Source organism: Paenibacillus sp. FSL H8-0537, from assembly GCF_038051995.1.
GTDB lineage: Bacteria > Bacillota > Bacilli > Paenibacillales > Paenibacillaceae > Pristimantibacillus.
Genome location: NZ_CP150290.1, coordinates 6,517,199 through 6,530,166 on the forward strand (window position 1 = coordinate 6,517,199; position 12,968 = coordinate 6,530,166).

14 protein-coding genes are annotated in these 12,968 nt (G+C 48.9%); all 14 read right to left on the reverse strand.

Features of this window, described 5'->3' with window-relative positions; all coding sequences use genetic code 11:
* Window positions 1-4: 4 nt before the first annotated feature.
* The 14 genes from MHB80_RS27585 to wecB all read right to left on the reverse strand — a co-directional run bounded on the left by MHB80_RS27585 (window position 5) and on the right by wecB (window position 12,932).
* On the reverse strand, window positions 5-667 hold the full coding sequence (locus tag MHB80_RS27585) for an NADH-quinone oxidoreductase subunit K (protein ID WP_341279917.1): 663 nt from the start codon (window positions 665-667) through the stop codon (window positions 5-7).
* 335 nt (window positions 668-1,002) lie between these two features.
* Entirely contained in the window at window positions 1,003-3,234 is a 2,232-nt protein-coding gene (locus MHB80_RS27590) for a methyl-accepting chemotaxis protein (protein WP_341279918.1), read from the reverse strand.
* A 234-nt stretch (window positions 3,235-3,468) separates the two neighbouring features.
* Entirely contained in the window at window positions 3,469-4,254 is a 786-nt protein-coding gene (locus MHB80_RS27595; RefSeq protein WP_341279919.1) for a CpsB/CapC family capsule biosynthesis tyrosine phosphatase, read from the reverse strand.
* Between the two features lie 88 nt (window positions 4,255-4,342).
* Entirely contained in the window at window positions 4,343-4,741 is a 399-nt protein-coding gene (locus MHB80_RS27600) for a F0F1 ATP synthase subunit epsilon (protein ID WP_341279920.1), read from the reverse strand.
* Window positions 4,742-4,765: 24 nt separating this feature from the next.
* Window positions 4,766-6,169, reverse strand: a complete 1,404-nt coding sequence (gene atpD, locus MHB80_RS27605) for a F0F1 ATP synthase subunit beta (protein ID WP_341279921.1) — start codon at window positions 6,167-6,169, stop codon at window positions 4,766-4,768.
* Between the two features lie 79 nt (window positions 6,170-6,248).
* Window positions 6,249-7,115 (reverse strand): ATP synthase F1 subunit gamma, encoded by an 867-nt coding sequence (atpG, locus tag MHB80_RS27610; protein WP_341279922.1) that lies wholly within the window; start codon window positions 7,113-7,115, stop codon window positions 6,249-6,251.
* Window positions 7,116-7,273: 158 nt separating this feature from the next.
* A complete protein-coding gene (atpA, locus tag MHB80_RS27615; RefSeq protein WP_056036781.1) occupies window positions 7,274-8,788 on the reverse strand; it encodes a F0F1 ATP synthase subunit alpha in 1,515 nt (504 codons plus the stop codon).
* Between the two features lie 15 nt (window positions 8,789-8,803).
* Complete coding sequence (locus MHB80_RS27620) at window positions 8,804-9,352, reverse strand: F0F1 ATP synthase subunit delta (RefSeq protein ID WP_341279923.1); 549 nt, start codon at window positions 9,350-9,352, stop codon at window positions 8,804-8,806.
* The gene (gene atpF / locus MHB80_RS27625; protein WP_341279924.1) at window positions 9,349-9,831 is read right to left on the reverse strand and encodes a F0F1 ATP synthase subunit B; all 483 of its coding nucleotides are present in this window, start codon (window positions 9,829-9,831) and stop codon (window positions 9,349-9,351) included. The genes MHB80_RS27620 and atpF overlap by 4 nt, the downstream gene beginning before the upstream one ends.
* Before the next feature lie 89 nt (window positions 9,832-9,920).
* The gene (gene atpE / locus MHB80_RS27630; RefSeq protein ID WP_056036771.1) at window positions 9,921-10,133 is read right to left on the reverse strand and encodes a F0F1 ATP synthase subunit C; all 213 of its coding nucleotides are present in this window, start codon (window positions 10,131-10,133) and stop codon (window positions 9,921-9,923) included.
* A gap of 85 nt (window positions 10,134-10,218) precedes the next feature.
* A complete protein-coding gene (gene atpB, locus MHB80_RS27635; RefSeq protein ID WP_341279925.1) occupies window positions 10,219-10,977 on the reverse strand; it encodes a F0F1 ATP synthase subunit A in 759 nt (252 codons plus the stop codon).
* Between the two features lie 22 nt (window positions 10,978-10,999).
* Complete coding sequence (locus tag MHB80_RS27640; RefSeq protein WP_341279926.1) at window positions 11,000-11,368, reverse strand: ATP synthase subunit I; 369 nt, start codon at window positions 11,366-11,368, stop codon at window positions 11,000-11,002.
* Window positions 11,361-11,594: an AtpZ/AtpI family protein gene (locus tag MHB80_RS27645; RefSeq protein WP_099518189.1), complete on the reverse strand. Its 234-nt coding sequence runs from the start codon at window positions 11,592-11,594 to the stop codon at window positions 11,361-11,363. The genes MHB80_RS27640 and MHB80_RS27645 overlap by 8 nt, the downstream gene beginning before the upstream one ends.
* A 189-nt stretch (window positions 11,595-11,783) precedes the next feature.
* On the reverse strand, window positions 11,784-12,932 hold the full coding sequence (gene wecB, locus MHB80_RS27650) for a UDP-N-acetylglucosamine 2-epimerase (non-hydrolyzing) (RefSeq protein WP_341279927.1): 1,149 nt from the start codon (window positions 12,930-12,932) through the stop codon (window positions 11,784-11,786).
* Between the last annotated feature and the right edge of the window lie 36 nt (window positions 12,933-12,968).

Below are 12,968 nucleotides of genomic sequence, written 5' to 3' on the forward strand. Positions count from 1 at the left end.
GGTACTAATTTCCTCGCAACTCCTTAGTGGTGGAGTCTCGTTTGTATAATACATTTAATACGGCCACACCAATTGAAGCCTGAGCGAAAAAAACCACCAGAGGGAGCGTTCGAAGCCCTTCCGTTATCCCCTGCTTAAATAAGCTTAAAGCAGCAATATTCAACTGGGCTCCGCATAAAATGATACTTACACACAGCAAGGCCACCAATGAATTTCTTTTGACAATTGCCCCATACACACCAATAGCCATCAGCGTCGCCGCTATCATCAAATGGGCAGGAAGCAGCGGCATTTCAGCGCCTGAATAGGGCGTCTCTACAATGACATAGAAAAGAATAGAGAGTAAAAGCGGAATGCCTGCAGCAGCTGCCATTTCGCGAGAAGCGATTGCAATCGCTCGGTTATGCCTGCCTATTTCCGCATGTCTCCTAATCTCTGAGCCTAGTAATATCCCCATTGTCCCAACATATAAGAGTGCCTGAAAAAGCGCAATCAGACCAGCATCCAATCGGACGAGCAGCCCTGAATTTCCAATAATCGTGAACACTACGCCTAGTGCCAGCCTGGGCAGCATCCTGGCGTGAATCATAATGAAAGAGCCCGCGACAACAAGGGCCGAATAAAGGAAGAACGCGGTTGTTTCTGCCGTAAACCATTCATTAAACAATGAACCGCACTCTCCCTCTCCTAAGTTTAACATAAAAGGACCGAGCTAATCATAAGCTTCGGTCCTTGCAAAAAGGGATTTGCTCCGCCCACACATGTTAGCCTAGCATGGCGCTATCTTCCCTTTGCCGTCACCTTCAACTATCCGATGAAAAAGGGTTGCATTTTGCTTTTTTCCTATCTAATAATAGTTACAATTATAACAAATGCTCCCACTACCGTCTATGATGGAGTTTTAGATGCGTCCACAGTGAAAAGGCCTGCCAAACCGCTGAAAACCGCGATTCGCAAGCCTTTTCCCACCCTACTATTCTATTATTTTCCTGCTTGTGACCGTTATCTGATTCTAGATTCTGTTAATTTGAATTGGCCTACGAGCTGCTGAAGCAGCATTGTAATAGACTCGACATTCGTTGATGTATGGCGTACATTATCCATCTCCACAATCAACTCCTGCACTTGTCCTTCCACATCAGAGGAAACCGAGCGATTTTGCAGGCTGACCTCGGCAATTTGCTCCATCAGCTTAACAACCTCCTCCACAACCTGGGTTTTGCGTTGATCGTCCGCTTGCGCCGATTGCAGCGTGCGGGCTGCGGCGGCAACCAGTTCAGTTCCCTCTTCTACAACTTTCGTACCTTCGTCCATAGAATGATAGGCCTGTTCGGCTTCTGAATAAATTTGCTGCGTAATCCCATGTACTTCCTCTGTCGATTTCTTCGTCAATTCCGCCAGCTTGCGGATTTCGGAAGCGACGACCGCGAAGCCACGCCCCTGCTCTCCGACACGCGCCGCCTCAATAGAAGCATTTAATGCCAGCAAATTGGTTTGCGAAGATATTTCCTCAATAACCTGCAGCACATCACGAATATCTTCCACCGTCTTCATAAACTTGCGAATTGTACCGTTCGTATCTCCTACCTTAGAGGAAATATGCTGCATCTTCTCCCCAATACGGCCTACCTCCGTTTGCGCGACTGCGATTTGCTCTGCCGCCTGAGTCTCCAGCACGGACAGCGTATCGCGCATTTCGCCAGCCGCATGCTTCGCCTTGTCAATATCCTTCAATTGGTGGCGCAGGCTGCCAATCATATGCCCTACCTTGCTGCCTACACGCTCCGTTGACAAGGCAGTATTCGCAGAAGATTCATTCATAACGGACTGGCTGCTCAGCACCTCAGCAGCAGTGAGCTTCACCTGCAGCATAATGCCTTCGAGGGAATCGATCATATTGTTGATCCATTTTGCCAGCTCCTGCGTCTCGTCGCAATCGAACTCATTCGTCGAAAGCCGCTGGGTTAGATCACCTTTCCCCTCGGCATTAATGCGAATAAAACGGTTGATTCGCTCCATGTGCCCCGTCACCCGCTGTGATTCCTTGCGCTGCACCGACATCGCAAACAAAATGCCGAACAGCAAATTAAATCCGCCAAGCACAGCTGCCGCTCCCCATAGTGGCATATAGCCGATTACCAGTGAAGCAAGCAGAAACGTTAGTACGCTTTGCAGCATTGCCGCATACATTTGCAGCTTGCGCTGCCGCCAGCCAATACTGCGCAGCCGGTAAACCTCTTCAAGATCGCCCTCGCACATCATCCCCCATAGATCAGGGCAATGAGGCATTCGGAAGGTAACGCCTTTGCCTATAACGGCAATGTGGCGATAATCCGAATAACCGGGGAACTGAGCGAACAAATTACTGCCATTGCGAATCGTGCCTGCGACGCCAGGATGCAGCTCGCCCGTTGCCGGATCGGTAAAAATAATTTCCAGCTCAGTATGTTCCTTAATTGATACGGTACCCCAATCTGTCGTTACGCCATCCTTTAAATTTTCGCCATGTGTGAATGTACGATCCTCAAAGCGGCTGCGGGACAACGCAGTTCCAGGCACAATATTATGCTGCAGGCTAGGCTCTGCCATAAACAAATAATTGTCGCCTGAATCCGGATATACATGCCCTGACTCACGCTGAATCAAATCGCCCAGCACATCGTTAGGCACTCTCCCGCATAAGGTTCCGACTCTGCTGCCGTTCACATGCAGCGGCTGCATGAACATGATCGTCATTTTGTCGTGAAAAGAGGACGTTCGAGCCCCTAGCTTGAGTGTAATCACGTCTTCGAAAGGACCAAAGAAGCAGCGTCTGCCCGCTGGGCTGCTGCCTATTTGGGTGTATTGCATACCTGGAGAAAGGGGACTGCCCTCTCCATAATGTGTGCCGATATGTGTGGGATAGGTGGAGTGAGCTACATGGTTGTGGTTGTCTAGGAGGAACAGCTCCGTAAAATCCATACCCCTCGCATAGGATCGTTCGAGCAAAGGAGCTATCCATTTCTGCTGTTCTTTTGAGAACGCAGCGGTTTGCAGTGCGGATAGGCCATCCGATAATTGATTCGACAGGCGCTCCATATGCCCCCAATACTCATCCGCCCATTGCAGCAGCAGCTCTTTGCGAGTATCTGCAACGCCTTCGAAAATGTGCTCGACATCTTCCTTTATGCCAGAATTGAGCTTCCATGATACCCACAGTGGAAACCCCGTCCTTGTACCTAGCCAATCAAACATACGCACTCCCCCTATGCCCTTCCTTAATCTTCTTATATGTTAAGTATATTAACATACATTTCCACCGTTTTCATATAAAAATGTTAGCTTTTTTAACCAAATATATTTAGATAGCAGCGATTTGAGCGAAAAAAAACCAATCATCTGCACGAATTCCGTACAATTGATTGGTTTGCTCATTATGTTGAATGATTAGTTCAAAAGGCTCATTTGATAAATATAAATGAAAATCCCTTACTTCTTGAAAAATGCTTTAAAAGCCTGCCAGCGGTTTGCCGCAGCACTGCCCTGCCAATCTGGCGCATCAGCAAGGGCCTCATCCCTTAATAGCAAAGCAGCATTTTGCTGAAAATAATCCGACCATTCCGCGCCCATAACCTTCTGTATTCGGTCATACGCTTCCTTCAGCCTAAATCCTCTGCGCTCCACATGATGCGCATCAGATGACACAAGATGAATAAGTCCCGCTTCACACAGCTTCCATGAGGCTCGCTCCACCGACTTGCCGAAAGCGCCCAGCAGGGAATGGCTCGTCACTTGCCCAAATGCACCAAGCCGTACAAGCTCTTCGAGCCGCTCCGGCTGCTGAATGATGGCCGCGTTCCGCTCCGGATGGGCAATAATTGCATGAACGCCGAGCAATCCAAGCTCATAGACGGTTTGCTCTGTATTTTTCGGAATATGGGAGGATGGCAGCTCTAGCAGCATGTAGGATGAACCCGCCAGCGTCAGTAAGCTTCCCTGCTGAAAGTGGTCCAGCAGCTCCTGATGCAGCCGCACTTCCTGTCCGGTATGCACAACAAGCGGAATATCCAGCTCCTGCAGCAGCTCATTGAGCGTACGAGTCAGCTCTTCTACAGCTTGGGCCGGATTCACATATCTCCCATTATGGTGATGGGGGGTCGCAATAATCGTTTTGATTCCCTCGGCAGCAGCCGCTCTTGCCAGTGCAACCGAATCTTCCAGGCGGGCCGCACCATCATCAATACCGGGAAGAATATGTGTATGAATATCAATCATAGTGGAGGGCTCCTCTCCTGCGTTGTCATTTACAAAAAACACCGCTAACGCCTCTTACAGGACATTAACGGTGTTTGGGTATCAAGTATTATTTTTTCGCTGTGCCAATACGGTTCATTGCACGCTGCAAAGCAAGCTCCGCACGGCGGAAATCGATTTCATCGCGTTTGGCAGACAGAAGCTGCTCAGCACGAGCTTTCGCTGCTTTCGCACGATCAAGATCAATATCGGTCGCAAGCTCGGCGCTTTCCGCCAAAATAACGATTTTATCTTTACGAACCTCGATAAAACCACCATTTACAGCAATAACATCAACTTTTCCATCGCGCTTGATTACAACTGGTGCAATACGAAGCTGTGTTACGAGCGGAATGTGGTTTGGCAAAATGCCAAGCTCGCCTTCAACGCCTTTTACACTAACCATATTCGCATTCTCCGCGTACACTTTACGCTCAGGAGTAACGACTTCTACCAAAAAGGTACTCATGTGGATTCCTCCCGCCTTTCGCTACTACAGCGTTTTGGCTTTCTCCACGGCCTCTTCAATCACACCTACATATCGGAAAGCTTCTTCCGGAAGGTTGTCATGTTTGCCCTCGAGAATTTCTTTGAAGCTGCGCACGGATTCTTTAACTGGTACATATTTACCTTTGATGCCTGTGAAAGGCTCGGCAACGTGGAACGGCTGAGACAAGAAGAGTTGAATTTTACGTGCGCGAGCAACGGTCAATTTATCTTCCTCGGACAGCTCGTCCATACCAAGAATCGCGATAATATCTTGAAGCTCTTTATAGCGCTGAAGAATTTTCTTAACGCCTTGAGCTACATTGTAATGCTCTTCGCCAAGAATATCCGGACTAAGGATACGGGAAGATGAAGCAAGTGGATCTACCGCAGGGAAAATACCCATCTCGGAAATTTTACGCTCAAGGTTAGTCGTTGCATCCAAGTGGGCAAACGTCGTTGCTGGAGCTGGATCCGTATAGTCATCGGCAGGTACATAGATCGCTTGGATCGAAGTAACCGAACCTTTTTTCGTTGATGTAATACGCTCTTGCAGTTGACCCATTTCAGTTGCCAGTGTTGGCTGGTAACCTACCGCGGAAGGCATACGGCCTAGAAGGGCCGAAACCTCGGAGCCTGCTTGTGTGAAACGGAAGATGTTATCGACGAACAGAAGTACGTCTTTGCCTTCCTCATCACGGAAATATTCAGCCATTGTCAGACCCGTTAGAGCTACACGCTGACGTGCGCCTGGCGGCTCATTCATTTGTCCGAATACCATTGCTGTTTTGCTTAGTACGCCAGAGTCTTTCATCTCGTGGTACAAGTCATTACCCTCACGCGTACGCTCACCAACACCCGCGAATACGGAAATACCGCCGTGCTCTTGTGCGATGTTGTTGATCAGCTCTTGAATCGTTACCGTTTTACCTACGCCCGCGCCGCCGAAGAGGCCGATTTTACCGCCTTTTGCGTATGGTGCCAGCAAGTCGATAACTTTAATTCCTGTTTCGAGAATTTCCGATTGTGTCGACAATTCGTCGAAAGCAGGAGCTTCACGGTGAATAGGAAGATTGATTGAAGAAGTAGCATCGCCAGCTTCATCGATCGGTTGTCCCAGTACGTTAAATACACGGCCGAGTGTTGGAGCGCCAACCGGAATCGTGATTGGAGCGCCAGTATCAATGGCTTCAGTACCGCGTACAAGACCGTCTGTTGTGCTCATCGCTACAGCACGGACTTTATTGTCACCGAGGTGAACAGCGACTTCAAGCGTTAGATTAATATCTACACCGCCATTTTCGCCCTTCTTCTCGATTTTGACAGCGTTCAAAATTTCCGGCAGGTTGCCGCGTTCGAACTCTAGATCGACGACCGGACCCATGACGGATACAACGCGTCCTTTTTTCATGGTATTCCCTCCTGGTTCCTTCTTGTTACTAGCCAGCAGAGCAGCCTCTCTCAGGGCTTCTGCTCGCGTAGTGTGTTACCTAAGATTGAGCAGCATTCGCTCCTGCAACGATCTCGGAAATTTCCTGTGTGATTGCCGCTTGACGAGCACGGTTGTACGTAAGCGTCAAACCGCTGATCATCTTCGTCGCATTTTTCGTCGCACTGCCCATAGCCGTCATCCTAGCACCGAACTCACTTGCCTTGCCGTCCAGCAATGCGCTGTAAATAAGCGTCTCCGCATATTTAGGCAGCAATGCCTCCAGCACGCCTTCCGGCGATGGCTCGTATTCGTACGCTGCTGTAGAAGCTGCGCTTCCATCTACCGAATCAAGCGGCAGCAGGCGCATTTCCGTAGGAATTTGGGTAATGGCATTAACGAATTTATTGTAATACACGTACAGTTCGTCAAAAGTGCCGTCGGCAAATTTCTGAACTGCTGTCGAAGCTACGATCTTGATATCTGCAAACGTAGGAGCATCCGGAAGGCCGGTTACTTCTTCTACGATCGGCATATTGCGGCGGCGGAAATAATCCCGGCCCTTCTTGCCGATGACGAACAATACGAAATCATCGTTCGACTTATGCTTGCTGCGAATCGTGTCCGTTACCTTACGAAGCACGTTGGCGTTGTAGCCGCCTGCCAGACCACGATCAGACGTGATGACAAGATAACCTGTCTTTTTGATCGGACGGTTTTCCAGCATCGGGTGCTTAACGTCTTTCGTACCAGCAGCGATGCTAGCCACAACTTCCTTCAGCTTCTCTGAATACGGGCGGGATGCCTGTGCAGCTTCCTGCGCTCTTCTCAGCCTAGAAGCCGCGACCATTTCCATCGCCTTCGTAATCTGCTTCGTATTTTGTTTACTCTTGATTTCGCGTTTAATATCGCGCATACCTTTAGCCATTTGGTTTCACCCGCCTTTGTTGCCTCGCAGCTTTCCTGTACGCAAGCTCGGATATAGAGCCGTGCAAGCTATAAGGGATGGCTGCGAAGCCTAATGATTGGTACGAGCAGCATATATAAGAACTTAGAGGAACCTATCGTTCCTCACAAGCTCCAAAATTAAGCCGATACGGCAAAGCTTTTCTTAAATTTGTTGATCGCATCAACAAGGGCTTTCTCGTTATCAGCAACCAGATCCTTCGTATCGCGGATCGAATTGCCGATTTCCGGGTGATTGGAATCGAGGAACGCCAGGAATTCTTTCTCAAAGCGCAAAATGTCAGCAACCGGAATTTCATCCAGATGACCTTTAACCGCAGAGTAAATCGAGATTACTTGCTTCTCAACCGGCATCGGCTGGTTAACGCCTTGTTTCAGGATTTCCATTGTGCGAGCACCACGGTTCAGACGGGCAAGCGTTGATTTATCAAGGTCGGAACCGAATTGCGAGAACGCTTGAAGCTCACGGTAAGCCGCAAGGTCAAGACGGAGCGTACCGGCAACCTTTTTCATCGCTTTAATTTGTGCGGAACCACCGACACGGGATACCGAGATACCAACGTTAACCGCTGGACGTTGACCAGAGTAGAACAGGTCCGCTTCCAGGAAGATTTGACCGTCAGTGATCGAGATAACGTTCGTCGGGATGTATGCCGATACGTCAGAAGCTTGTGTCTCGATGAAAGGAAGGGCAGTCAAGGAACCGCCGCCTCTTGCATCGCTCAGCTTAGCTGCGCGCTCAAGCAAACGGGAGTGAAGATAGAAAACGTCACCTGGGTAAGCTTCCCGACCCGGTGGACGGCGAAGCAGCAAGGAAAGCTCACGGTATGCTGCCGCTTGTTTCGACAAATCATCATAAATAACGAGTACATGCTCGCCTTTGTACATGAAGTATTCGCCCATCGAGCAACCTGCATAAGGAGCCAGGAACAAGAGTGGAGCTGGCTCGGAAGCGCCTGCAGTTACAACGATTGTATATTCCAAAGCGCCGTGACGGCGAAGGGTTTCTACAACGTTAGCAACAGTGGATTGCTTTTGGCCGACAGCGACATAAATACATTTTACGCCGTTGCCTTTTTGGTTGATGATCGCATCAATCGCGATCGCTGTTTTACCTGTTTGACGGTCGCCGATAATAAGCTCACGTTGACCACGGCCAACTGGAACCATTGCGTCGATCGCTTTAATACCTGTTTGCATAGGCTCATGAACCGATTTACGGTCGATAACGCCTGGAGCTGGAGATTCAACCGGACGGGAATGCTTCGTGTTGATTGGACCTTTGCCGTCAAGCGGCTGTCCAAGCGGGTTCACGACGCGGCCCAGCAGCTCTTCGCCAACTGGAACTTCCATAATACGGCCTGTACGTTTTACTTGATCGCCTTCACGAATGTCCTTGTAAGGACCGAGAATAACGACACCGACGTTGCTTTCTTCAAGGTTCAATGCCATGCCGACAACACCGTTGGAGAATTCGAGCAATTCGCCTTGCATCGCATTTTCCAAACCGTGAACGCGAGCGATACCGTCACCGATGCTAATAACGGTGCCAACATCCACGACTTGAATTTCGGATTTATATTGTTCGATCTGCTGCTTAATCAGCGTGCTGATTTCATCAGGTCTGATACTCAATTCGCTCACCCCTATCTACAGTGCTTTAGATTTTAACTGTTTTTCTAACCGTTCAAGCTTGCCGGACAAGCTGCCATCGTAAAGGCGGTCGCCAATGCGGACCTTCACTCCACCCAGAAGGGCAGGCTCTACGACTTGCTCAGCAATTATGGTTTTGCCTGTCAATCCGCCAAACTGTACTGCAACCTCTGCCAGTTCTGCGTCATTCAAAAGACGAGCTGTATATACCGTCGCATGCGCTTGCTTAAGCACTTCGCCTGCGATTTTTGTAAATGCTTCGTAGATTTCCACAATTAGCTCCTGACGCCCGCGCACAAAAACCAGCTCCAGCGTATTCAGCAGCAATTCGGAAATGCTTCCACCGAAAGCGGCTTTAAGAACGGCCAGCTTCTTCGAAGCATCAATATTCGGATAGCTTAGAAACTTTTGGATTTCCAGATCTTCTCCAAGCGATTGTGCAATAGCTTGCAGCTGCTGCTCTACCTCAGAAATAATGCCGCCTTGCTGTGCAAGCTCGAACAACGCTTTGGCGTAGCGCTTCGCTACCGCTGCGTCCCGGCTCATTTGCCGCTTACTTCTTTCAGGTATTGATTAACAAGCTGCTCTTGTGATTTCTCATCGACTTGCTTCTCAATGATTTTCGAAGCGATTTGAACGGAGATGCCGCCAACTTCAGAACGAAGTGCTGCAATTGCCTTGTTTTTCTCGCTTTCGATGTCTTTAAGAGCATCATCTTTCAAACGCGACGCCTCTGTCTTAGCAGTGTTCACGATCTCATCAGCTTGCTTGCTGCTTGTAACTCTCGATTGCTCAATAATTTCGTAAGCCTCTTTACGAGCCTGCTCAAGAGCCGCTTTCTGCTCAACCATTTGCTGCTCAGCTTGCTTACGGCTGGATTCAGCTGTATTCATCTGTTCAAGCACGAGCTGTCTCCGTTTCTCCATAACGCCGAGCAGCGGACCGAATGCGTACTTGTTCAGCAACCAGTACAATACTAAAAAAGCTACTATCGCATATACTGTCGATGTCCAATGCAATGCCATTAAAGCCACTCCTTTCTTACCACAAAATTGTCTCAATCACAACGAAGGCGAAGAGGGCTAGGCCTTCCCCGCCAGATACGTGTTTTAACTTATTTAAAGAAAGCAAGGAAGCCAATAACTACGCCGATAATCGGCACAACTTCGACGATACCTACACCGATAAACATTGTTGTTTGCAATTTACCTTGAAGCTCAGGCTGACGAGCAATACCTTCAACTGTTTTGCTGACGATCATACCGTTACCTACACCTGCGCCAATTGCGGCCAAACCAACTGCCAATGCTGCTGCCAATACTTCCATTTTAAAAATCCTCCTCAATAATATCTCGTTTTGGTTTTGTATTGCTAACCTAGGGGGTAATTAAATCCTAGGCATCAAGCTTAACTTAATGGTCTTCCTCGTGAATTGCGGCCTGTGAAATGTACACCATCGTAAGCATAGTGAACAAGAAGGCCTGAATTGCGCCGACAAAGATACTGAACGCTTGCCATGCCGCGAGGAACGGAGTACCGATAACCCCCAGCATCAAAATGGTCGAGATCAGCACTTCGCCCGCATAGATGTTGGCGAATAGCCGTAGTGCCAAAGTTACTGGCTTCGAGATTGTCTCGATCAAGTTGATCGGCAGAAAAATTGGAAATGGATGGAAATAGTGTTTCACGTAATGCTTCGTGTTCATTTTCAAGCCCAGATAATGGACGAGTACGAATACGATTAGCGCCAAACCAGCTGTTACGGAAAGGTCAGCCGTAGGTGATTTCCACCAAGCCAGCTCCAGATGTCCGCCCTTCTCCTGCAACAGCTCCTCTGTAATGCCTAGTGCCGGATAAGCGTGATGGACTTCTGTCACGATACCGAAAGGCAAACCTAGCAGGTTGGAGATGAAAATAAACATAATCAACGTCATACCCAAGGAAATGAAAGGCTTGACGCGATTAAGCGGCATTGCGCTGGCAATCAGATTGTGAACAAATTCGACGGCCCATTCCAAAAAGTTTTGCATCTTGGAAGGGTTGTCCACCGATAAATTGCGCACAGCAAGTCTCGCCACAACAAAGGTGATGATGGCGGATACCGTTATCGCAATAAACGTTGAAATGTCGATCTGCAGCGATCCGAGCTGCCACACCGGAAATTCATGCATGTAAAATTCTCACCCCTTTCCACTAAAGTTTATTTCTATTATGAATATAAGCTGCTACCAGAAGAATAAAAGGCATAACCATACAGCCAATTAATGCGGCTGGCATGCTGAAGTCTTCCGGAAAGCGATAAGAAACCATGGCAACCAGCAGCACCATAGCGATGCGGCTTCCAAGTCCCATACCCATTCTGCGAGAGGTTCCTCCTGCTGCTTTAAGCGTAATCATTTCCACTCTGCGCCTCAGTAAAAACGCATTCATGAAACTCGCTGCAAGACCCAGTAGAAGACCGAGTGCAACTGTTCGCCAGTTCGGCATAAACGCCCAGACAATCAGACACACACCCATCATGAAGAGTAGCGACCTTACTGCAGTGTTCATTATTTTATCCATCGGCATCCTCCATTACCTTCTTCACAAGCAGAATGCCTGAGAGAAGACCGACAGCCAGACCGACCAGTATGCCTCCAACCGTCCAACCCGAACCTCCGCCAAAGCGTTCACCGAGCGACGATCCGAGAAAGTACCCTAAAAAGATACAAATAGCGACTTGCAGTCCGAGCCCGCCGACAAGACCTGCGGCAAACAGCGGATTGTCTCTTCTGTTCTTTTTATCCATGGCCCATACCCCTGTCAATCCTCATTTATTTTATCCAAGCGGCGCAAGGTTTGTCAATTGATAATCCTGTATAGTTTTACTGTACAGATTGCCCAAAAGCCAGTCAAATCAAGCCCTCAGAGCCGACAAAACCATACAGTACAACTGTATGCTGTGCATTGCGCTGCTATTTATAAGACCATGTGTAAACTATGAACGTTGTGTGAACGGATCGGGACGCTCAGAATTTCTTCCAAAATGATGCAGCAAAGCTTGCACGATACGTGTCGAAGCTTGTCCATCACCGTATGGATTTGCCGCATGGCTCATCTTTTCATACAAGGAAGCATCGTTAAGCAAGGCGCTTGCCCGGCTGTAAACAACCTCTTCATCCGTACCCACAAGCTCAAGTGTACCCGCCTCAATACCTTCAGGACGCTCTGTTGTATCGCGAAGCACCAGCGTTGGCACTCCAAACGAAGGAGCTTCCTCCTGCAGGCCGCCGGAATCGGTCAAAATCATGTAGGCATGTGGATAAAAATTATGGAATTCAAACACATCCAGCGGATCGATAAGCTGAATACGCGGATGGCCGCCGAGAATTTCCGTTGCCGGTTCTTTGACGGCTGGGTTCGGGTGAACGGCATAGACAATGGCAACATCCTCATGCTCATCGGCAATGCGTTTTACCGCACGGAAAATATTGCGATGCGGCTCGCCCAGCGACTCGCGGCGATGCGCCGTCATCAAAATCATCCGTTTCCCCTTAGCCCAGTCGATAACCGGGTGAGCAAAGGAAGGATCCACCGTGTATTGGAATACGTCCGTTGCCGTATTGCCCGTCACATAAACCGTCTTTTCCGACTTGTTCTCCTTGAGCAAATTGCTAGCCGACCAAGAAGTCGGAGCAAAATGCACATCAGACAACACACCTGCAAGCTGGCGGTTCATCTCTTCCGGATACGGGGACAGCTTGTTCCAAGTCCGAAGGCCCGCTTCCACATGACCAACTTGGATTTGCTTCAGGAAAGCAGCGTAGCTGGCGAGGAACGTCGTCTGTGTGTCACCGTGCACCAGCACGATATCCGGCTTTGCTTCCGCCAAAATCGGATCAAGGCCCTCCAAAACGCGTACGGTCGTTTCCGTTAGCGTCTGGCGGTCCTTCATCACATTCAAATCATAGTTCGGCTGGATTTCAAAAAAATCAAGCACCTGATCCAGCATATGACGGTGCTGCGCAGTTACGCAGACGATAGATTCAATATCGTCCGAGTGCTTGTTCAACTCAAGAACAAGCGGCGCCATTTTAACTGCCTCCGGACGCGTACCGAAAATAGTCATTACTTTTAATTTGGACAAAACAATTCACTCCTATAATCTGCTTGCGCCAGGCAG

What these genes read in the sequence shown, in the direction of transcription:
- MHB80_RS27590 (WP_341279918.1), bottom strand. Translation starts at nt 3,234, where the DNA reads ATGTTTGATTGGCTAGGTACAAGGACGGGGTTTCCACTGTGGGTATCA.
- MHB80_RS27595 (WP_341279919.1), bottom strand. Translation starts at nt 4,254, where the DNA reads ATGATTGATATTCATACACATATTCTTCCCGGTATTGATGATGGTGCG.
- MHB80_RS27600 (WP_341279920.1), bottom strand. Translation starts at nt 4,741, where the DNA reads ATGAGTACCTTTTTGGTAGAAGTCGTTACTCCTGAGCGTAAAGTGTAC.
- atpD (WP_341279921.1), bottom strand. Translation starts at nt 6,169, where the DNA reads ATGAAAAAAGGACGCGTTGTATCCGTCATGGGTCCGGTCGTCGATCTA.
- atpG (WP_341279922.1), bottom strand. Translation starts at nt 7,115, where the DNA reads ATGGCTAAAGGTATGCGCGATATTAAACGCGAAATCAAGAGTAAACAA.
- MHB80_RS27620 (WP_341279923.1), bottom strand. Translation starts at nt 9,352, where the DNA reads ATGAGCCGGGACGCAGCGGTAGCGAAGCGCTACGCCAAAGCGTTGTTC.
- atpF (WP_341279924.1), bottom strand. Translation starts at nt 9,831, where the DNA reads ATGGCATTGCATTGGACATCGACAGTATATGCGATAGTAGCTTTTTTA.
- atpE (WP_056036771.1), bottom strand. Translation starts at nt 10,133, where the DNA reads ATGGAAGTATTGGCAGCAGCATTGGCAGTTGGTTTGGCCGCAATTGGC.
- atpB (WP_341279925.1), bottom strand. Translation starts at nt 10,977, where the DNA reads ATGCATGAATTTCCGGTGTGGCAGCTCGGATCGCTGCAGATCGACATT.
- MHB80_RS27640 (WP_341279926.1), bottom strand. Translation starts at nt 11,368, where the DNA reads ATGGATAAAATAATGAACACTGCAGTAAGGTCGCTACTCTTCATGATG.
- MHB80_RS27645 (WP_099518189.1), bottom strand. Translation starts at nt 11,594, where the DNA reads ATGGATAAAAAGAACAGAAGAGACAATCCGCTGTTTGCCGCAGGTCTT.